We start from the raw sequence: 21,797 nt of genomic DNA, 5'->3' as shown, positions 1-21,797 counted from the left end.
ATTAAATAAATTTCGCGGATGTAATAATCAAAAAGCAATAAGAGAGAATCCCGTTATACAAATAACAGGTCAATTCTTGTTGTTCAACTTTATTCCACGAAAGTCTTAAACTATGTGATTGTGGCAGGTCTCCTGACTTGTTCCATCTTTAAACAACCTTCTCATCCGCCGTGGCGAACAATGGCATTAGTAACGTTTAAAGACTTATATAGAACTTACAGTAGCGGGTCTGTTCAGGATTTTCACCTGATTCCCTTTTAACCGACTTTCTTAAAAATTATAAAAAAAGCGGACCAAAATCTGGTGCAAATGTACTTTATAAAAGCCTAATTATAAAAAAAGAAAAACTTTGTTTAAAAATATAATTTATGAGATGGTTTTGCAGAATTCTTAAATCAGGTATTTATACTTTATAAAAGAGAATTATAAATGTGCTATTTTTGAATTAGCTGAAGAAAAAAATCTAACACATAGAAACATAGATTTTATAGACGAGATTGTCTAAAGTTTATCGGCTATGGTTACCGATATAGTAAACCCGACAGGTTTTAAAAACCTGTCGGGTTTGACGTTGCAAATTTTATAGATGAAAAGAAATATATTTCTTCACATAGTTTGAGCTTGCTTGCTATGTATATTTTAAACAAGTGAAACGCTTTTTACAGAATACAAAATCTATGTCTCTATTTATTTAAAAAAAAATAAACAAACTATTAATTGCCAAAACTTATGCCCTGGAATATTCTTGAAAATTTATGGAAACGTACTTTGAATCCCGCCAGTATTTCTAATGGAGAAAATACTAATTGGGACAATGAAATCAAAACTTTGTATCAATTAGGTATTAGTATGGAAGATACTTTGCAGTTTTTATATTTTGAGAAACCTGATTTTGAATCTTTTAAAATTTGGATTAACGACAAGCAGAAAACAAAAAATATTGAAGAAGATCATTTTACAGATGATGTTCTATCAAATGAAGATCTTCAGTTTTGGAAGGAAAACGGTTATGTGATTGTAAAAAATGCAATTTCAAAAAAAGATTGCGAAGATACACAACAGGCAATTTGGGATTTCCTGAAAATGAATCCAAATAAAAAGGAAACCTGGTATAACCGACACGAAAATCAAAAGGGCTTAATGCTTAATTTTTCGGATCATGAAACATTAAACAGAAACAGGTTTTCACCCAGGATAAAAAAAGCATATGAACAGCTTTATAATTCAACTAAAATATACAAAACGATTGACAAAGTAAGTTTTAATCCGCCAGAAACTGAAGAATTTACTTTCTTAGGAAGTCCGCTGCATTGGGATATTAGTTTGAAACAACCCATTACATTAGGATTTCAGGGATTATTATATCTCACGGATTGTGGCATTGATGATGGCGCGTTTCATTGTGTTGCCGGTTTCCATAATAACATAAATAATTGGCTCGATCATCTTGAACCAAATGAAAACCCCAGAAATAAAGCAATTGAAACTTTACAGCCAATTCCTATACTTGGTAATGCAGGCGATTTTATAATTTGGGACAATAGATTACCGCATTGCGCAACGCCTAATAAAGGTGAAAGCCCCAGAATGGTGCAATATCTCACCTATTTACCGGATGATTATACTACTTTAGAAGAATGGTTGTAAGTTTTGTTGGGTATATTTATTTAATACATCGAAACATAGATTTTGTACGCTTAATAAAGGCGTTTCACTTTTACGTTTATAAAATCTATGTTTCAATGTGTTGAATATTTTTTTTAACCTTATTTTACCAATACAGTTTTATATTTTGCTATGTTTTTTAATACAATTCCGGTTCCGCGAACTACGGCTCTTAAAGGATCTTCGGCAATATAAACCGGCAAATCTGTTTTTTGCGAAATCCTTTTATCCAGTCCACGAAGCATTGCTCCTCCTCCTGCAAGATACAAACCTGTATTATAAATATCTGCGGCAAGTTCCGGCGGCGTTAATGAAAGCGTTACCATAATTGCATCTTCGATCCTTAATATTGATTTGTCTAATGCTCTCGCAATTTCCCTGTACGTTACTTTGATCTCTTTTGGTTTTCCGGTTAGTAAATCCCTTCCGCGAACCATCATATCATCCGGAGCATGCTCAAGTTCTTCAAGTGCCGAACCTACTTCGATTTTAATCATTTCCGCAGAAGCGTCTCCAATATATAAATTATGCTGAGTTCTCATATAGTATAAGATATCATTGGTAAAAACGTCGCCGGCAATTTTTATCGATTTATCACAAATAATTCCGCCCAAGGCAATCACCGCAATTTCTGTAGTTCCACCACCAATATCTACAATAATATTTCCTTTTGGTAACATTACATCTAAACCTATTCCAATTGCTGCTGCCATTGGTTCATGAATTAAAAATACTTCCTTACCGTTTACACGTTCGCACGATTCCTTTACGGCTCTCATTTCAACTGCGGTAATTCCGCTTGGTATACAAACCACCATTCTAAGTGCGGGCGTAAAAAAGCTCTTCTTAATCTCTGGAATGTTCCTTATAAACCAGCTGATCATTTTTTCCGAAGCATCAAAATCGGCAATAACACCATCTTTCAGCGGTCGGATTGTTTTAATATTCTCGTGTGTTTTACCTTGCATTAAGCTGGCTTCTTTACCAACTGCAATAATTTTTCCGTTTCTAATATCTCGTGCCACGATAGAAGGACTGTCGACTACAATTTTTCCATCATAAATTATTAAAGTATTCGCTGTTCCTAAATCCATAGCTATCTCCACTATCATAAAATCAAATAAGCCCATAATATAGTTTTTGTTTAAATAACGAACGCTTTTGTTGCTGTTTTATTCTCTACAAAGACTAAAATTCTAATTCAAAATTAAAAGAGCGTTTGAAATCAAACTTGGTTTTTGCGGAACAAAATTTAGTCATTTTAAACGTAAATAGCTATTAATTATGCAACTATAATTTATTTTTCTGTAATAAATCACATTGGCAATCCCGCTAAATTTGTAAAACATAACTTTTAAATAGTAAAGTTAATTAGAAATCAGAATTTAAATTATTGTAAAAAAATAATATTATGGAAAAGCAAAATCACAACGAATACGGTCAGACAGATCCGGATTTTATCGATCAAAATACTACCGTTGATGGAAATAATATTCACAACGACGATCTATTTAAAAAAGAAACCAGTAAAGATAATCCACTTGAATTTGGAGAAAGCGATCCTGATTATGTAGATCAGGAAACTCCTGTAGATAACGATAATTATGCCAGAGAAGAAGATCCTTATCAATATCAGGAAGAATTTGTCGAAGATCTAAAACATCCGCAAGGCGATGCTGCAAACAGTACAAATGTTAAATCTGACCAAGGTGCCAAACAAGAGAAAAGCATTAATAAAGACGATGAAAAGTAAAAAGTTCGCCGCGAATTTCCCGAATTAGCACCAATTAATGCTAAATATAAAATCCAATTTCACGAATTTAAATAGTGAAATTGGATTTTTATTTTTCTAACAATCAATTTTAAATTCGTGATAATTCGTGCAATTCGTGGCAAAAAAATCTAATCATTTATATTGGATTTAAAATCATAATTATCACGGAATTACTATTGTTTTCTCTCGAAATTCTTTAGCAAATCTGACCTAATTTAATCATAAAAAAGACTTTTAAAAGTAATAAATGAACTAAATTCAACGTAAAGCTTTCTGAAATTTGTCTTTTTTAAGAAGTATTAGAAAAGTATAAATACCTATATTTACTTTCTGGTTGACAAAATTACGATGCAAAACAAGTTAATTTGTGCATCGTTAAGCCAATTAATTATAAGTAGTCAAGATGGAAAATTATACCGTATCAGTGGCATCATTACCTTTAAGTGATAATCCAATACCGAATAATAAGATAACAAAAGCTGATTTATTGCCTGATCCTGAATCAAGCTTAAATTCGATGGAAATGAAAGAAAAACCTATCGGGGATTCTACAATTCCGTTCAGAGATTTGACCAATCTTGCCACTAAAAAAGAAAGTATTGCCAGAATAATTGATAAACTGGACGTTGAAAATAATTTAAGGTATCAACGAACGGTTGAAGATACCTATTGCAATGTGTATTCCTACGATTATTGTTATTTTGCCAAAGTATATGTCCCTACAGTTTGGTGGACGGATGAATCTCTTGAAAAAATATTGAACGGAGAGGAAGTTGAAGCTGTTTTTGAAGAAACTGTTGATCGGATTTATTCCAGCGCAATTCACGATTGGTTTTTGCAATGGGGCGCCAGTTTTGGATGGAAAAGAATGCATACTGTTGAAGAAATTCAAAACGAAGTGAATGCTAATGGCGGAGTTGGAATAATTTGTGCCAAAAGAAAAGAAAAAGGACTTTCAGGACATATTGTTCCTGTGGTTCCTGAAAGTGATTCGCATAAAGCATATCGTGAAAATGGTATTGTAGTATATCCGCTGCAATCACAAGCCGGAAAACTAAATTATAATTACTTTGCAGAAGTTAGAAAAGACTGGTGGAATGATGAATTATATTCCTCTCACGTCTTCTATTACCATGAATAAATAAAAAAACAGCATAATAGTTTGAACACCTAAAAAAAATATTGATTTTCAGCGTGTTAACTACTTGTAAATGACATAATAAAAAACTACTTTTGCAACTTGGAAAAAACAAGAATAGCAAAAGTGTGCACATTGGCTATTCATCAGCTTAAATTATTGATATAAAAGTGATTAATGCCAAATAGTAATTTTATAACCTTATTATAAAATTTTACTTTTTCAGCAATCTTTTAGTCGGTTTAAGTGCAAAATTTCTGAGGCTAAAATAGAATTTCATACAATTTTAAAAGTAAAGCAAAACTTTTTTAATGGATGCAACAACATGTTTAATCCGTTAAAAGCTTTTTTGGCTCTGAATTGCAACAGATTAAAATTGTATTTCCGAATAAAAATATAATACCATTAAAAGTTTAATCACCATAAAAAAAGAAAGTTAGTATAAATGAAAGACAATCAGACAAAAAAATATTATTGGGGTATAGGATTAGAAAACGAAACCTACATGCAATTTGAAGAATCCCTAATAGTTACTGGTGAATTTATACAAGAAAAAATTGGTTTTGAAAAATACAGTATTGATTATAGAAAATGTTATAAACCGGAAAGCTTAGCTCCTATTTTGCAAAAAGCTTTTGGTTTAAATGAAAACTATAAAGTAAGCCGAATGATGAACAGTCATTCCCTTGAAAAACTGGATATCAATTACCAGCACAAAACATTATCGCCTATAAAACCATTAATTGATACTGAAAATGGTGAGGTAGTTGCACAACCACTTGAAAATCCTGATTATTTAGGAAAATCTATCATGGAAATTTTCCTTGAAGATCAACCGTACAATATTCAAAGTATGATTACCCAACGAAATAAAACGATGGGTTCTGTACATTTTGATGGAGATTCGATTGAATTTGTGACGAAATATTTTGAAAACAGAACTATCGCAGAATCCTGCAAAGAATTAAAAGCTACCAAAAAGTTATTCCTTGATAAAATTAATGAATCGTCTGTTTTAAACGGTAAATTAAATTTTCCGGATTATAATAACGGACTTAATATGTTCATGACAAATCAGGAAAACCTGGTTTTGTTTAATAACGGAACATATCATTTTCATATTACTTTACCATCCTTAACCGAAGACAGCAGAATCGTTGATTACAATGATTTTGAAAAAACGCACGCAAACGCCATTTATTTATTGCAATGGTTTGAGCCGTTTTTTATAGCAACTCTTGGAAGTCCGGACATTATGGGCGTAATAAGTGATAAATACAGTTTAGACAAAAAATTTACTTTAGGTTCTATGAGAAACGCAATGTCTCGTTACATTGGCGTAGGAACTTATAATAAAGCAATGCCAAAAGGTAAAATATTAACCTATAATGTTGATGATTTTAGAAAATTACTAAAATTTGAAAAAGAGGAAAATGTTTGGTGGCGCGATCAGATTGAAGCAGACATGGAATATGAAATGCTATCTGAAGTGGGTCTTGATTTTAATCAGGAAAAAATGTATCAGAGTGGTTTTGAATTCAGGAGCTTTGATGAGTTTCCGGCTGAATACTTAAATGATGTACTTTTTTCAATCATCTTAATTTGCGAGCATTCTTTAAATCTTCCTGATGTTCAATGGGCACATGATAGTAAAGCGTGGAATAATCTGGTTTTTAAAACTTTAAAAATGGGTTATTTAACTGAAGTTGATGAAGCTGAAAAGAAAGAAGTTTTGGATTTATTGCAATTATTAAATCCATCAGACAGTAATTACGAGGCTTTAAAATCAGAATTTGAAGCTATCGTACTTTTAGATGAATTCTTCTTCAAAATTCTGGCTGTATTACATGATAAGTACAAAGACAACAATGTTTGTTTAGATGCGATGTACGGACAAAAAACAAGTTCTCCGCCAAAATGGGATAACTTCAATAAATACCAAACTGAACAACACTTACAACAAATAGGATCTTTCTCTGATAATTAAAATCATATTAAACGTTAGTGTTTAAATAATTAAACACTAACGTTCTAAAGATATATACCAAGAAGTAATTAAGTAGTAAAATGTCCCGCAGGGCAATGTCATTAAGTTAAGCTTTTGACTGGCCTCCAGCTTCAGCTGAGGAGTTTAATATGCACAATAAGGTGGCTTTAGCCAAATCACACATTTTTAGCTTAGCCATTCAGATTAATTTTATATAAACTCCAGCTAAAGCCGGAGGCAATTCAAACTACACTTTGCTTAAAAAAATATAGTTTGAAAAATAAATTACCCGTAGGACTACACTTTTAGATACTTAATTATATAAAACAAAAAAAAGAGCTATAATAGCTCTTTTTTTGTTTTATATATGTGTCGGAATTTATTTCTTAATAATAAACGTACATCATAATTTTTGAGTTTGAACTCTCAATTACTTTTTCAAGTCTTTTAAAGAATACTTCGTTTACCATTGGGCAACCGTGACTGTTTGAAATGTAGTAATCCTGCTCATCATAAGGAACAGCTGAATACTGGTGTAAAACAATTGCTCTTTTTAAAGCATTGTTATTCGTTTCATCCAAACCATTTAATCTAAAGGCTTTTCCGAAAATACCTTTGTATGATTTCTCTACAGAATATCTGCCTAATGACGTACAATTAGAATTAGGCTCATTGCTGAATTTAAGATCGCCTCTTACACCGGTTTCTGAACCGCTGCCGTGAGCAACTAATCCCTGATCTATTATTGTATTATTTTGAAGGTCATAAACAAAAAAGCGGTTTTTACCGGATTTGATTTTCATATCTACCAAAAAAGCAATTTTTGTGTTGTATTTATGATCACTGTTTATTATTGATTTGATCTCGCTAACGTGATCAGTAAGTCGTACAATCTCAAGTTCTGATAATGCTTCATATTTATTAGTAGCATTGTATGTGGTAAAAGAACTCAGGCAAACAAACAAAACCATAAAAACTATTTTCATACGCAAATGATATAAAGTAAATAAGTGGTAATTAAATTCTTAGAAATCCGAAATGTGTTTTTTGATGTTGCAAAATTATGTTTTATTTTTATAAAATTCACACCTCCAGTGTGTTAAAATTAAATTAATTTTTTATTTCTCTCTATATTCATCTAAAAACGCCTTTAATGCTTTAGATGGAAGCTCGTCATTTCTATAAATTAATAATGTCGTCATCGTAGCAAGTTCCTTACTTACAGGAAAAGTTTTAATGTTTCTACTGCTATAATAAAGGTTCACCACTTCTTCAGGAAGTATGCTAATGCCTAATCCGGCTTCAACAAAATTTATAATTCCTTCTATAGAATTGAGTGTTGTACTCTTGTAACGTAATATTCCTTTTGATCCCAGCCATGTTTCAAGCCTTGCCCTAAAAAAACATCCTTGTCCAAATACCACAATTTTTAAAGGATCTTGTTTTAATATTTCTGTAAGTCTTGTTACATTACCCGCTGTAACTATAACTAATTGTTCATTGCGTACAATAAGCTGTTCAAGTCCCGGAATATTAATTGGTGCCGCTACAAAAGCTGCATCAAGTTTATAATCAAGTACATCACGAATTAAAGTGGGCAATACAGCCGAAAAAAAATCCAGTTCAACCGCAGGATAAAATTCGCCAAAACTTTTTATGATTTCAGGTACTTTGAGCGCCATTGTAGTTTCAATACATCCTATTTTAATCGTTCCTCCTACTTTATCTACATTCTGGATATCGCTTTTTGCATCATCCATCAAATGGCTTATTTTTTTGGCATATTGCAGCAGGGTTTCTCCAGCTTCGGTAAGGACAACTTTGCGGGAAACTCTCCTAAAAAGTTCGGCGCCAAATTCCTCTTCAAGACTTTTTATGCGTGCCGTAACATTCGATTGTACTGTAAAAGTTGCTTCGGCGGCTTTTGTGAAACTTCCAAGTTCGGCGGCAGCTTCAAATATTTTAAGATCATTACTATTCATAGTATCACAATTAGTGATTAATTACATCACAATATATCGTTTTCAATTATCAAATATAGAGAGTAAATTTGTTTTAAACAATTGATACTATGAAAAATATAATTAAATCGGCAGCGGTACTATTAAGCATAGTGGCGTTGCCTTCATTATCTGCAAATGCACAGGTAAAAAGTGCCACATCTGATAAAAATGAAAAATCTCAAATGGAGACAAAACATTATAACAATTTGCAAGTCAACGGACTCAAAATATTCTATCGTGAAGCAGGTCCTGAAAATGCACCAGTAATATTGTTATTGCACGGATATCCTACTTCATCTCATATGTATAGAAATCTAATTCCCATTTTAAGTAAAAAGTATCATGTTATTGCGCCGGATCTTCCGGGTTTTGGATTCTCAGATGCGCCGGATCATCTTAAATTTGACTATACTTTTGATAATTTAGCTAAGACCATGCAGGGGTTTATCGATCAGCTTGGTCTTAAACGTTTTGCTCTTTATGTTTTTGATTATGGTGCGCCAACGGGTTATAGACTTGCACTTGCAAATCCTGAAAAAATTACGGGAATAATATCCCAAAACGGAAATGCTTATGAAGAAGGTTTAAGCACTGGCTGGAATCCAATCCAGAAATACTGGAAAGATCCTTCAAAAGCCAACAGAGATTCGCTAAAAGAATTTGTATCTAAAGAATCTACGTGGTTTCAATACCATCAAGGTGTTTCTGATCCTTCTCTAATTGCGCCGGAAACTTATACATTAGACCAACACTTTCTGGATCGTCCGGGAAATATAGAAATCCAGCTTGATCTTTTAAAAGATTACAGAACAAATGTTGCGTTATATCCTAAATTTCAGGCTTATTTTAGAGATAAAAAACCTATGATGCTGGCAGTTTGGGGAAATCAGGATCCTTATTTTCTTCCTGCTGGTGCCGAAGCTTACAAACGTGATAATCCAAATGCTACTGTAAAATTTTATAAAACAGGACATTTTGCCCTTGAAACGCATTGTAATAAAATTGGGGCTGATATTCTGGAGTTTCTTTCCAAATTGCCAAAATAAGTAGATTTAATGTGATAATTTTCGATAGCGGTCCATAAAGCCGCTATTATTTTGTAGTAGAAATTTTTACTATATTAGCTTAAAGACAAATTCAATAGTGATTTAAACTAATCTAAAACCACAAAATGGCAAATCAATTCGAAGACTTAATCAAAAAAGCATACACCGCTTTTAACGAAAGAAACATTGACAACGCACTTTCAACAATGCAGCCGGATGTACAATGGTCGAAAGCCTGGGAAGGCGGTTACATTATCGGACATAACGAAATCATGAAATATTGGACAAGACAATGGACTGAAATTAACCCAAAGGTTGAGCCGGTTGGTTTTCATGAAAGAGAAAACGGAAGTCTGGAAGTGAAAGTCAAACAAAATGTAAAGGATTTACAAGGCGGTTTAGTATTTGACGGATTGGTAAAACATGTTTACACTTTTCAGGACGGATTAATAAAAACTATGGATATTGAATTGGTTGATAACGATTAATCCCATTTTTTAAATTAAACATACCATAAAATTGCCTTAGAGATTCTTTTTAATAACTTTGTTTCGTCACTCAAATACTTCTTCGTTGCTAAATTCCGGCAACAGGCTGTGGGAAGTTATTTAGCGGTCAGGCTAAAAAAAACTACAACTTTAATTAAAGAAAAGAGACATGTCAATAACAACAGAGTCAGAATTAACAGGAATGAAAAAGGCGAGCGAAGCTGTTGCCTATACTTTAAAAGAAATGAGAAATTATGCCCAGGCGGGTATGACAACAAAACAATTAGACGATTTTGGCGGAAAAATTCTGAACGATTTAGGCGCAAAATCAGCTCCATATGTAACTTATGGTTTCCCCGGATGGACTTGTATTAGCGTAAATAATGAATTTTGCCACGGAATCCCATCTGATAAAAGAATTCTTAAAGAAGGTGATTTAATCAATATTGATGTTTCAGCAGAACTTGATGGCTTTTTTTCAGATAATGGCGGTTCATTTGTAATTGGTACAGATGTAAACCAGCATCAAAAACTTATTCAGGCTTCAAAAGAAATTTTACAAAAAGCAATTTATAATATAAAAGGCGGCGTTAGAATTTCGGACATTGGATTTTTAATGGAAACCGAAGCTAAAAAAAGAGGTTACAAAGTCATTAAAAACTTAACCGGACACGGCATTGGAAGAAGTCTTCATGAAGCACCGCATGAAATTGCCAATTATAGAGATAAATTCAATCTTACACGTTTCAAGAAAAATTCTGTAGTTGCAATTGAAACATTTATTGCAACAACATCTACAATTGCCGAAACTTTACAGGATGGCTGGACAATGGTAGGAAACAAAGGCGGTTTATGGCACAACATGAACATACAATTGTTGTAACCGATGGTCAACCTATTATTTTGACAGCAATGAACGAAATCTGGAATTAAATAAGCGCTATAAAAGCTACATTTTCTACATACAAATTCCCTTAAAATCGATTGATTTTGAGGGAATTTATTTTTTATGGCTTTTATAAAAATTACGATTCTATAATTTTTTTACGATGTTCGATTCCCCAAGCCGTCAGATTGTTGATTATCGTTTGCAATGTTTTACCATGTTCCGTAAGTTCATATCGAACCGTAATAGGTTGCGTGTCAAGAACCGTTCGTTTGATTAATTTATTGATTTCAAGTTCCTTCAATTCCTTGCTCAGCATTTTGTTTGAAATCCCTGAAACATCATTCAAAATGTCCGAAAATCTTCTTTTATTATACAAACAAACCGATGTTATAATCGAGATTTTCCATTTCCCGCTCAATACATCCATAGAATCCTGAATAGCCATCATCTCCTTTTTGTGCTGTTCTTTTTCAATTGTATTACATTCCATAATGTTACTTTGTTACCTCAAGGTTACTGTTACTTTTAGTTACAAAGTTACTAAAATAAATTAAACTGTTTTAGATTTGCATCATAATTAAAAATATAAAAAATGAGCAAATTAAAAAACAAAGTGGCAATAGTTACAGGAGCCTCAAAAGGAATTGGAGCTGCGATCGCCAAACACTTCGCAAACGCAGGTGCAAAAGTGGTGGTGAATTACGCATCAAGCAAAGAAGATGCTGATAAAGTAGTAAAATCCATAACAGAAAACGGAGGAACTGCAATTGCGGTTCAGGCAGATGTTTCAAACGAAGCAGATGTGACAAGACTTTTTGAAGAAACAAAAAAAGCATTTGGCACATTAGATATTTTGGTAAACAATGCAGGAATTTATCAATATCAGGCAATTGAAGAATTTACAATCGCATCATTTCACAATCAATTCAATACAAATGTTTTGGGATCGCTCCTTGCTATTCAGGCATCATTAAAATCATTTGGTGAAAATGGCGGAAACATTATCAACATCAGTTCTGAGGCAAGTAAAAGTCCGCTGCCAACGGGATCAATATATTCTGCGACCAAAGCAGCTTTAGACGCAATTACAATTGCCTTATCTAAGGAATTCAGCGGGAAAAATATTCGTATAAATTCAATTTTGCCAGGTGTTGTTGAAACCGAAGGTTCACGTAGTGCAGGTTTTATTGGAAGTGATTTTGAAACAAAATTAATTGCCACTACTCCACTTGGTCGTACCGGTCAGCCAGATGATATTGCAAAAGTTGCCGTATTTCTTGCCTCTGATGATGCAGCGTGGATTACCGGAGAAAAAATTTCGGTTTCTGGTGGAATTTATGGTGTATAATTTTATTGGATTTAAATTTAAAAAGAACAAAAAATGAGCAAATTAAAAAATAAAGTAGCCGTAATTACTGGCGGTAACAGCGGAATAGGATTTGGAATTGCAGAAGCATTCAAAAACGAAGGAGCATCCGGAACTATAACAGGACGAAATGAAACTACATTAAATAGTGCTGTCGAAGCTTTAGGAACAAATTTCATCAGTATTAAAGGTGATGTTACCAATAGTAATGATTTAGAAAATATCTTCAAGCAAACGGCTGAAAAATTTGGTAATATTGATGTATTGGTCGTGAATGCCGGCGGTGTTGTAGACGGCGTGCCTATGGGAACTATAGATGTTGTTACCGAAGCAACTTATGACGGTTATATGGATCTGAATTTAAAAAGTGTCTATTTCACCGTACAAAAAGCGCTTCCGTATTTAAATGACGGTGCTTCTATAATCCTTATTGGTTCAAGCGCTGCGCATCGCGCCGCGCCGGGAATGGCTATTTACGGAGCAGCAAAAGCCGCTGTAATATCATTGGCAAAAGGATTGTCTCTGGATTTATTGCCAAGAAAAATACGTGTAAATACACTTTCGCCGGGTTCTATTGATACGCCTGTTTTCGGAAAACTTGTTCCTGAGGAACACTTGGAACAGGTTAAACAAATGTGGGTTGATATTACACCTGTTGGCAGACAAGGTCTTCCATCTGATATTGGGAACGCCGCTGTATTTTTAGCCTCAGATGATTCGTCTTTTATCGTAGGTACAGAAATCCTTTCGGATGGTGGTTTGACAAATATTAGTTTGATGAAATAAATTAAGTATCAGATGTATTCTAAATAAGAATTTCTTCAAAAATAAAAAACCTCCAAAGTCATTTGATTTTGGAGGTTTTGTATTTTGCGATTTATGGTGAATTCGATGCACAAAAATTATAACTATTTGTAAGGGGAAAAATAAGCTATCTAAAAAGCGTGATGGTATCTGTCAGGTTTTCTCTGGTAATAAATGCCGCAATAAATTCCTGAACTTCATTTTTTGATTCCGGCGCGGTTTCAAAAGAATTGATATGAAAATCATCATCCTGATCCAGAATATGTATTATTTCTGTATACCCTTTAGAAATTAAACTTCCTTTTAATTTAATTATATTTTGCTGTTCCTGACCACTTAATTCCTTCCGAACTTTTAGTTTTATAGCTTTTTCCATTGTAAATAAATTTTAAATTAATATACATTTATCTGTTACCAAATATAAATATTAATTTGCTGAACATACAAGTAATTCTTTCAACTTAAACAACTACTTATCAACATTTTACTACGTTAAAATTATACTTTATGTTAAAATTTCAGTTTTAATAAAACTTCTGCCTTTGAAATTATTATGTAATTTTTCCAAATTAATTACTTAATTTTAAAATTAATTCGATTAGTAGTTAAAAAACAGATTATATCATTTATAATCGCTCAAATAATCTTTTCACAATTAAACTAATTAATGCATTTGCAAATAAAATAGTACAGTAAAAAAAATTAATCGTTTATAAAATCAATTAAATAATTTTAGAAAATGGTAGTAAATTTTAGGAATTTTCCTGTATTAAAAACCGAACGATTAGTTTTAAGAAACGTTGAAAATACTGATGCTGATTTAATTTACAAACTCCATTCTGATCCTGTTGTAAACAAATTTGTGGGAAGAGAAAATTCAGCAAGTTTAGAAAAGGCAAAAGTATATATCATTAAGATGCAAAATCTAATAGAGAAAAACGAATGTATCTATTGGATTATCCGATTTCAGGAAAATAATGATCTAATAGGTTCGATCTGTTTATGGAATTTTGATCGTGAAAATAATATTGTAGAAATTGGCTATGAAATGTTGTCTGAATTTCAGGGAAAAGGAATAATGAGCGAAGCAATACAAAAAGTAACAGCATATGCTTTTGATGAAATGAAAGCAAAAATAATTACCGCTTTTCCTTCATCTGATAATAATAATTCTATAGCAATCCTGAAAAAAATGAATTTTGAATTTGAGGACAAAAAATATAACAATACTCATGAAAATGTTATAAATTCAGTAAGCTACACTTTAAGAAACAATAAAAATTAATAAATAACGCTAATAATTACAGCGACAAATTAAATATTGCATTGGTTTACAAACTTTAGCATTTAAGTATATTGAAAAGTAAATTTCCGGTAAAAGTTTTAAAAATAAAGTTTTTTTTAGATAACAAAATTACTAACTTGTCTCTATATAAATATATCAGTTAATATATAATATGGTATAAATCAGGTATAATACTGTAATTTTTGAATAAAAAACAAGCAGTAATCTGAACTAATTTTTCTAACATTAAAAAAAAACAGACTTATTATGCGAGTATCAGTCATCAGAAAAAATATAAAATTTACCCCCGATTCCAAAAGAGTTGTTGCCCGATTTTTTGTAAATGGCGATGAACGAACCCAACAAATGGTCCTACGCATAATGTTACTTGATGAAAAACAAGTATTAGAAACCTTAGAACAAACATTACGTGAGTTTGCCAGGCGTCACCGAAATATTTCGGCCATTTTTTTTACACATTGTGAAAAAATCAGAGATATAATTGAAGGTATGCAAATTGATTATGAAGCGATTTCACTTAACCGAAAAATGCTTATAGGTTCTTATTGCACAATGGAATACGCGATAGAATCTGCCGCAATTTTTAATCCGTCGATCGTAGAAGATTTTGATCAGTCTGGTTTGGAACTGGGCGAAAAACGTGTTATTATTTCTTTTAGAGCAACGGGTGAAGGTCATATCTCGTCAATTGTTTTTAGACGTGGAATTCTTGACAAAGACAATAATCTTCAAATCATGAAAATTGGCCATCATATTGATAAGGCCGAAATCATGCATAAAACCTTTTTTAACAAAGAGCGTTTTTTACTAAAATTGTCTGAAATGCATACTCAGGACAAATACATCACGCAAATCATGCAGGATTTACCGGATGAATTTGAATATGCTGTTCTAAAAAATATTGTAAATACAGGTTTAAGCGATCCGGCAATTCGGGAAGAAAGAAGAACGGCATTAAACGAAATACTTTGGTTGGCAAAATCATTTTATGATCTGGAATTCAAGCATGATTCTGATATTACAGAACGCGTTATATTCCCAATATCTGACTCTGAAAGCCGTGGAATCGAAGATGCGCGTTTTGTTCGCTTTGTTGATGATGACGATTCTAACCGTGTAATGGCGACATATACGGCTTATAACGGACACACGATTTTACCAAAATTGATTTCTACCGAGGATTTTTATACCTTTAGAGTTATGCCTTTGCATGGTCATGGCGCTCAAAATAAAAACCTGGCTTTGTTTCCCCGAAAAATAAAAGGAAAATACGCCATGCTTGCCCGAATCGATGGTGTCAACAATTATATCATGTATTCTGACAGGGTTACACAATGGAATAATCCAATTTTGCTCCAGGAACCGCGTTATACGTGGGAATTAACGCAAATAGGAAATTGCGGTTCCCCACTATGGACCGCAGAAGGATGGCTGGTTATTACTCACGGAGTTGGAACAATGAGACGTTATTGCATTGGTGCTTCATTATTTGATCTCGATGATCCGTCTAAGGAAATTGGGCGATTGAGCGAACCGTTGCTTTCTCCGCTTGAAGATGAACGCGAAGGTTATGTGCCTAATGTTGTATATTCCTGCGGCGCAATTATTCACAACAACAGTTTAATATTACCTTATGCAGTATCAGATTATTCGTCAACTTATGCCGTAGTAGATATGGTAGAATTATTAAGTGCTTTAAAAAGAAGCAAATAGAAATACCAAAATCCAGCTTCTGCTTATTAAAATAGTTTTATATTGATAGAAGAGCAATTTTAGATTTAATGGTGAAAAAATCAGAAGCTTTAGCCAAATCTCGTTTTTTTGGCTAAAGCCATTCACATTGATTTTTTATAAACTCCAGCTAAAGCTGGAGGCAATTCAGCTCCGCCTGACATACATTACCTTAAGCCAAACACTTAATTAGAACGTTCTGTAATTTATTCAATATCATAAAGTTGTCCCCTATGAAAGTGACAATCTTTTTTAGTAATTGTTCATGTTGTACGCCATAGACGACAACTTGAAAGGTTTAAAATTATCGTGCGCGAAAACCAAATAACATAATTTGAAGAAATTTTCTAATTTAAATGATTTATTCAGATTTTGGAGCCAGATCGCCATACCAATAAGCAGATGTTACACCGCCATCCATCAGAAAATCACTTCCTGTAATAAATGCACCGTCGCGTCCCATTAATAAAGCGGCTAAAACTCCCACTTCGTCAGGATTTCCGGCTCTTCCAACCGGTGAAATTTCAATCATTTTGCGATAACCATCACCTCTTGGTCCGTTTAATTCATCATTTGCAAGCGGTGTAATAATAATTCCCGGACTAATGGTATTGATTCTGGCACCGCGTTTCCCCCAGCGTACAGCTTCTGCTTTTACTCTGAGTGAATTTCCTCTTTTTGATAATTGGTACGCATTCAACGAACTATCAACGGCATCAGATTGCAAAAACGGAAGTGCTAAAAGTTCTTCAGCTGGTGTTGTTGCCAATGCTTTATCTTGTTCCGGAGTTAATGATGGTAATCTGTGACCTGATTGTGAAGCGATTACCACACCTGAACCTCCGTTTTCGATCACGTTTCCAAATTCTTCTAATACTAAAGCAGTTCCATATAAATCTACCTTGAATATTGTCGATGGCGATGCCTGCGAAGGTGAAACTCCCGCAGCGTGAATTAAACCTGTAATTCCGCCAATTTCCTGAGCTTTTGCAACAAGCGCCTGAACAGATTCTCTTGACGAAATATCTACAATTGCGGTACTTACTTTGAAACCTGCATCTGATAAAACTTTTGCCGCCACATCACTATTTTCCTCATGTAAATCAGCCAGAATAATATGCATTCCCGCTCCTACTCGTCTTGCAATTGCCTGACCAATAGATCCTGCGCCAATAACTACAATAACCGAATTATTTTTCATATGTATTATTTTTAAAGTCTGTTTCTAAAACTAATTTCAATATTTTTTAAAATGTGGTCGCTACAGATTGCAGTATAATCCACTTTTCATTTCGTTTTTCAAATTGTATTTTTTGCTGTAAACGCCACTTATTCCTAGTTCCATAAATTCGGGCATCTAAAATATTCTGACCAACAAATGTTCCTTTATTACCTTCCATTTTTACCGAAGTTTTAAGCTCTTCATAACCGTAATATTTCATTCGTTCACTTTCAATTTCTGATAACCATTCGGCTTTTGACTGCACATATCCCGTAATATGCGTGAGCGTGAAATGCGGATCTAAAATTTTGTTTAGTTCAAATATATTCCTGTCAATCATCAAATTTGTTAATTGACGCGTTATCGCAAAAACTTCCAATTCATTGCTATTCATTTTATCCGTTTCCATGACAATTTGCGGTTTTTCTTAATAAGTGAATTTTTATACTTGAACTTTTTATCAAAACTTATGACAGTACAAATTTCCTCCAATATCAAATGCTTTCAATGATACATATTACTGCAATTATTACCATTATTACTGATTTAATCATTTGAGTTAACCAACTCCAAATCTCCATACTATATTTGTACTATAAATTTAAAGAATCCAATGATGGAACACCTTATAAAAGTCGAAAAAATATCTCAATACAATGATTTAAAAGGTGTTGAAACATTGCATCCTTTAATAAGTGTTTTTGATAATTCAAGCACAAAATCATTACCCAATAACAGTAAAATTCATTTTGGTTTATACGCAATCTTCCTGAAAGCCGGAAAATGTGGCGAATTAAAATACGGACGCAATAATTATGATTATGACGACGGAACAATGGTGTTTTTTGCTCCCGGACAAGTTATCGAAATCAATAACGAAGATGATTATTTGCCTACAGGTCTGGCTTTACTTTTTCATCCTGATCTTATAAAAGGAACTTCTTTAGGAAAACAAATCAGCCAATATTCCTTTTTTTCCTATGAAACTCATGAAGCTCTTCATTTATCTTTAAAGGAACAGCAGATTATTCGTGATTTATTTAGTAAATTAGAATATGAATTAAGTCAGTCGATCGATAAACACAGTAAAAGTATCATAACTAATAATATTGAATTGCTTTTAAACTATTGTGTTCGGTTTTATGACAGGCAATTTATAACGCGTGAGAATGTTAATACCGATGTTTTATCCAAATTTGAAAACCTATTGAATGAGTATTTTCAATCAGAAACTGCGCAGGATTCAGGTTTGCCATCCGTTAGTTATTTTGCCGGTCTTTTGCATTTGTCTCCGAATTATTTTGGAGATTTAATCAAAAAAGAAACAGGGAAATCGGCACAGGAACACATTCAGTTAAAATTAATTAACTTAGCAAAAGAACGCATTTTTGATACCAATAAATCAATCAGTCAAATAGCATTTGAACTTGGATTTAAATACCCGCAGCATTTTAATAGAATGTTTAAAAAAAATACCGGTTTTACACCAATAGAATACAGAAGTTTAAATTAAAAAATCATAACCCAAAAAACCTTAACCAAAACAAATGTTCAACAATTTTCCTTTTTATCTGGGTCTGTTAGTAATTATTTTATTGCTGATAATGCTCGCCAATAAAATAAAAATAGCTTATCCTATTCTGTTGGTATTGGCGGGATTAGTGATCAGTTTTATTCCGGGCGTACCTCTTATAAAAATCGAACCGGATCTTATATTTTTTATTTTTCTGCCACCATTATTATACGAAGCAGCATGGACGGTTTCATGGAAAGAAATGTGGCGCTGGCGACGTATTATTACCAGTTTTGCCTTTGTAGTCGTATTTGTATCGGCACTTTCCGTTGCATTAGTTTCAAATTATTTTTTCCCGGGGTTTTCATTGGCATTGGGTTTTTTATTGGGCGGAATCGTTTCTCCGCCAGATGCTGTAAGTGCCGGAGCAATCCTGAAATTTGTCAAAGTTCCCAAAACAATTTCGTCGATTTTAGAAGGCGAAAGTTTGCTGAATGACGCATCATCTTTAATTATTTTTAGATTTGCAATGATTGCCGTCGCAACAGAACAATTTATATTCTATAAAGCTGCAATGAGTTTTAGCTGGATGATTTTTGGCGGAGTTGCAATTGGTTTATTAATAGGCTGGCTTTTTATGAAAGCACATAAATATTTGCCTACAGATGCTAATGTTGATATTGTTTTGTCCTTGCTTACGCCTTATATTATCTATCTTGCTGCTGAAGAAGCGCATAGTTCCGGAGTTTTAGCGGTGGTTTGTGGCGGATTGCTTTTATCCAATAACCGACATCGTTTTTTGAGCAGTAAATCGCGTTTGCAGGGAATAAATGTCTGGGAAAGTTTCTGTTTTATATTAAACGGATTGGTTTTTATGCTCATTGGGTTAGATTTACCACAAATTACAAAAGGTCTTGAAGAAGTAAGTATCGCAACCGCAATAGGTTACGGCGTTTTAATTACATTTGTTTTAATCGTCAGCAGGATATTATCATCTTATGGAGCGGTAATTGTTACGCTTGTTGCCCGTAATTTTATCACCGTTGCTGATAGTAGAAATCCTGGTTTAAAAACTCCGTTTATATTAGGTTGGACGGGAATGCGAGGCGTTGTATCATTGGCCGCAGCATTATCAATACCTGTTTATTTAAACAACGGAAACGGTTTCCCGCAACGAAACCTGATCTTGTTTATCACTTTTGTCGTCATTCTTTTAACCCTAGTAATTCAGGGATTAACGCTGCCTTATTTTATCAAAAAAATTAATTTTAAAATTGACGATGATGTTTTACCACGCGAAGAAGCTTACAATCAATTACGTAAAGAATTAGCCGAATATGCTTTAGATTATATCAAAACGAATTATAACGACCATGTCGAAAATAATACTTCGTTACAGCAATTAATTATAAAGTGGGAACAACATACTAATGAAATTGATAATGAATCTATTAGCAAAGATTTAAAAGGTATTTACCTCGATTTATTAAACAAACAAAGAGCGTGGTTAATTAATAGAAACCATGAAGATAAAACTTTAGACGAATCCCTTATCAGGCGACAAATGCATTATTTAGATATTGAAGAAGAAAAATTAAGATATATCTAAAATTGGTTTCAGTTAAAGGTTCAGTTTGCTTTCATACTTTCCGTGTTCTTTAAGCAGTTTGTCATACTCCAGCCATTAGTCCGTGCAAGAGCAATAGCTCTTGATTTTTTGAGCATTGGCTTTGTAACTTGCGCTTAAAGATTCCAGTTCTGCAATATTTGAGGCTGATCTGATTTTGTCAATATCATCCTGAGTCTGAGAATACGCAATTCCACAGAAACAAAAAAACCTGGTATTTATAGGATTTTGAAGATGTTTTTAAACTTGAAAAAAGCTTTTTTTAAATAATTTCGACAATTTCATAAATAATTTTAATTTTTCTTACATTTTTAAATAACAAAAATCCTGATTTTCATTTAAATGAGAATCAGGATTTTAAGTCGAAGTTTGTTAATTATTATTTATCTAATGTGAAGTTATTATGATGAATTTCAGCTTTTATAAAGTATGGTATGATTTTAGAAACACATTTCATATTAGATAAAATTGCTTTTTAACCGACCTTATTTTTAAAACAACAACTAAAATAAGTCGGATTTATAAGTCAGAATCTATTAAAAATCTTTAAATTTATGTTCTAAAATCTTATTTTATGAAAAATTACATCGTACTATTTGTTTCTGTTTTGGCACTATCTTTTAATTCATGCAACACTATGAAAGACACGACAAAAACTGATGATCTCTACACTACATCTTGGGAATTAGAATATATTTCTGGTCCGCGTATTGCTTTTGAAGGTTTATATCCGGACAAAAAACCATTTATCAAATTCGATAAAAACAATAATCAGGTATTCGGAAACGCAGGCTGCAACGGTTACAGCGCCCCATTTACCCTAAAAGGAAATTCGTTGACATTTGGCGAACAAGGTCCAACTACAATGATGTTTTGCGAAGGTGGTGGAGAACAAACATTTCTACAAACAATTAAAAAAACCGACAGTTATTCTATCGATAAAGACGGAAAACTTAATTTAATCGCAAAAGGAATCCCAATGATGCGATTCAAAAAAGTGACTAAATAAAACTGAATCTACATCTATAAAAGTTACAACATCAAACCCGACAGTCCCGAAGCCTCGGGATAAAAACCTGTCGGGTTTACTTTGTCAATATCCATATACGAATAATTTACATCTATAAAAATTACAGCGTCAAACCCGACAGGTTTCAAAAACATAAGTGTTCGGAAGAGTTAAATTGATTTACATATATTAGTATTAAAGTCTAATTGTATGGAAAAGAAAGTCACAG

The 21,797-nt window shown here is 33.0% G+C and carries 20 protein-coding genes, 1 pseudogene and 1 riboswitch; of the genes and pseudogenes, 14 read left to right on the top strand and 7 right to left on the bottom strand.

Annotated elements, in window-relative coordinates; genetic code table 11:
- Positions 1-104 precede the first annotated feature (104 nt).
- A riboswitch (cobalamin riboswitch) is annotated at positions 105-313 on the bottom strand.
- 416 nt (positions 314-729) lie between these two features.
- Entirely contained in the window at positions 730-1,647 is a 918-nt protein-coding gene (locus ACHZDT_RS03065) for a phytanoyl-CoA dioxygenase family protein (RefSeq protein WP_394773193.1), read from the top strand.
- Positions 1,648-1,766: 119 nt separating this feature from the next.
- Here the strand turns inward: ACHZDT_RS03065 and ACHZDT_RS03060 are convergent, their stop codons facing one another.
- Positions 1,767-2,795, bottom strand: a complete 1,029-nt coding sequence (locus ACHZDT_RS03060; protein ID WP_394773192.1) for a rod shape-determining protein — start codon at positions 2,793-2,795, stop codon at positions 1,767-1,769.
- Between the two features lie 281 nt (positions 2,796-3,076).
- Between ACHZDT_RS03060 and ACHZDT_RS03055 the strand changes: the two genes are divergently transcribed.
- The 3 genes from ACHZDT_RS03055 (at position 3,077) to ACHZDT_RS03045 (ending at position 6,564) form a co-directional block, all read left to right on the top strand.
- Positions 3,077-3,418: a hypothetical protein gene (locus ACHZDT_RS03055; protein WP_394773191.1), complete on the top strand. Its 342-nt coding sequence runs from the start codon at positions 3,077-3,079 to the stop codon at positions 3,416-3,418.
- Positions 3,419-3,842: 424 nt separating this feature from the next.
- Positions 3,843-4,580, top strand: a complete 738-nt coding sequence (locus ACHZDT_RS03050; protein WP_394773190.1) for a hypothetical protein — start codon at positions 3,843-3,845, stop codon at positions 4,578-4,580.
- A 442-nt stretch (positions 4,581-5,022) separates the two neighbouring features.
- Positions 5,023-6,564 carry a hypothetical protein gene (locus ACHZDT_RS03045; RefSeq protein ID WP_394773189.1) on the top strand — a complete coding sequence of 514 codons (1,542 nt, stop codon included), beginning with the start codon at positions 5,023-5,025 and terminating at the stop codon, positions 6,562-6,564.
- Positions 6,565-6,950: 386 nt separating this feature from the next.
- On the opposite strand, the gene ACHZDT_RS03040 is transcribed toward ACHZDT_RS03045, so the two are convergent.
- Positions 6,951-7,550, bottom strand: a complete 600-nt coding sequence (locus tag ACHZDT_RS03040) for a murein L,D-transpeptidase catalytic domain-containing protein (RefSeq protein ID WP_394773188.1) — start codon at positions 7,548-7,550, stop codon at positions 6,951-6,953.
- Between the two features lie 132 nt (positions 7,551-7,682).
- Complete coding sequence (locus tag ACHZDT_RS03035; protein WP_394773187.1) at positions 7,683-8,546, bottom strand: LysR family transcriptional regulator; 864 nt, start codon at positions 8,544-8,546, stop codon at positions 7,683-7,685.
- Positions 8,547-8,635: 89 nt separating this feature from the next.
- On the opposite strand from ACHZDT_RS03035, the gene ACHZDT_RS03030 reads away from it, so the two are divergent.
- From ACHZDT_RS03030 to map, 3 genes and pseudogenes are all read left to right on the top strand, one after another.
- Positions 8,636-9,613, top strand: coding sequence for an alpha/beta fold hydrolase (locus ACHZDT_RS03030; RefSeq protein ID WP_394773186.1), 978 nt, complete (start codon positions 8,636-8,638; stop codon positions 9,611-9,613).
- A 125-nt stretch (positions 9,614-9,738) separates the two neighbouring features.
- Positions 9,739-10,101: a nuclear transport factor 2 family protein gene (locus ACHZDT_RS03025; protein WP_394773185.1), complete on the top strand. Its 363-nt coding sequence runs from the start codon at positions 9,739-9,741 to the stop codon at positions 10,099-10,101.
- Between the two features lie 169 nt (positions 10,102-10,270).
- Positions 10,271-11,034 (top strand): annotated as a pseudogene (gene map / locus ACHZDT_RS03020) (type I methionyl aminopeptidase).
- Positions 11,035-11,126: 92 nt separating this feature from the next.
- Here map and ACHZDT_RS03015 read toward each other — a convergent pair.
- Complete coding sequence (locus tag ACHZDT_RS03015) at positions 11,127-11,480, bottom strand: winged helix-turn-helix transcriptional regulator (protein WP_394773184.1); 354 nt, start codon at positions 11,478-11,480, stop codon at positions 11,127-11,129.
- A gap of 102 nt (positions 11,481-11,582) precedes the next feature.
- On the opposite strand from ACHZDT_RS03015, the gene ACHZDT_RS03010 reads away from it, so the two are divergent.
- Positions 11,583-12,338 carry an SDR family NAD(P)-dependent oxidoreductase gene (locus ACHZDT_RS03010; RefSeq protein WP_394773183.1) on the top strand — a complete coding sequence of 252 codons (756 nt, stop codon included), beginning with the start codon at positions 11,583-11,585 and terminating at the stop codon, positions 12,336-12,338.
- 33 nt (positions 12,339-12,371) lie between these two features.
- Positions 12,372-13,142 (top strand): SDR family oxidoreductase, encoded by a 771-nt coding sequence (locus ACHZDT_RS03005; protein ID WP_394773182.1) that lies wholly within the window; start codon positions 12,372-12,374, stop codon positions 13,140-13,142.
- 145 nt (positions 13,143-13,287) lie between these two features.
- Here ACHZDT_RS03005 and ACHZDT_RS03000 read toward each other — a convergent pair whose 3' ends face one another.
- Positions 13,288-13,536, bottom strand: coding sequence for a hypothetical protein (locus ACHZDT_RS03000; RefSeq protein ID WP_394773181.1), 249 nt, complete (start codon positions 13,534-13,536; stop codon positions 13,288-13,290).
- A gap of 363 nt (positions 13,537-13,899) precedes the next feature.
- Here ACHZDT_RS03000 and ACHZDT_RS02995 point away from each other — a divergent pair, with 363 nt between their 5' ends.
- Entirely contained in the window at positions 13,900-14,445 is a 546-nt protein-coding gene (locus tag ACHZDT_RS02995; RefSeq protein WP_394773180.1) for a GNAT family N-acetyltransferase, read from the top strand.
- 366 nt (positions 14,446-14,811) lie between these two features.
- Complete coding sequence (locus ACHZDT_RS02990; RefSeq protein WP_394773179.1) at positions 14,812-16,179, top strand: glycoside hydrolase family 130 protein; 1,368 nt, start codon at positions 14,812-14,814, stop codon at positions 16,177-16,179.
- A 379-nt stretch (positions 16,180-16,558) separates the two neighbouring features.
- Here ACHZDT_RS02990 and ACHZDT_RS02985 read toward each other — a convergent pair whose 3' ends face one another.
- Positions 16,559-17,398, bottom strand: coding sequence for an SDR family oxidoreductase (locus ACHZDT_RS02985; RefSeq protein WP_394773178.1), 840 nt, complete (start codon positions 17,396-17,398; stop codon positions 16,559-16,561).
- 46 nt (positions 17,399-17,444) lie between these two features.
- Complete coding sequence (locus ACHZDT_RS02980) at positions 17,445-17,828, bottom strand: nuclear transport factor 2 family protein (RefSeq protein ID WP_394773177.1); 384 nt, start codon at positions 17,826-17,828, stop codon at positions 17,445-17,447.
- A 207-nt stretch (positions 17,829-18,035) separates the two neighbouring features.
- Between ACHZDT_RS02980 and ACHZDT_RS02975 the strand changes: the two genes are divergently transcribed.
- From ACHZDT_RS02975 to ACHZDT_RS02965, 3 genes are all read left to right on the top strand, one after another.
- Positions 18,036-18,932 carry a helix-turn-helix domain-containing protein gene (locus ACHZDT_RS02975; protein ID WP_394773202.1) on the top strand — a complete coding sequence of 299 codons (897 nt, stop codon included), beginning with the start codon at positions 18,036-18,038 and terminating at the stop codon, positions 18,930-18,932.
- 34 nt (positions 18,933-18,966) lie between these two features.
- The gene (locus ACHZDT_RS02970) at positions 18,967-20,541 is read left to right on the top strand and encodes a Na+/H+ antiporter (protein ID WP_394773176.1); all 1,575 of its coding nucleotides are present in this window, start codon (positions 18,967-18,969) and stop codon (positions 20,539-20,541) included.
- A 592-nt stretch (positions 20,542-21,133) separates the two neighbouring features.
- The gene (locus ACHZDT_RS02965; RefSeq protein ID WP_394773175.1) at positions 21,134-21,568 is read left to right on the top strand and encodes an META domain-containing protein; all 435 of its coding nucleotides are present in this window, start codon (positions 21,134-21,136) and stop codon (positions 21,566-21,568) included.
- The last annotated feature ends 229 nt before the right edge of the window (positions 21,569-21,797 follow it).

Origin of the sequence: Flavobacterium sp., assembly GCF_043722275.1 — a bacterium.
Classification (GTDB): Bacteria; Bacteroidota; Bacteroidia; order Flavobacteriales; family Flavobacteriaceae; genus Flavobacterium.
Note: the sequence above shows the minus strand (reverse complement) of the source record. Positions and strands in the feature narration are given on the sequence as shown.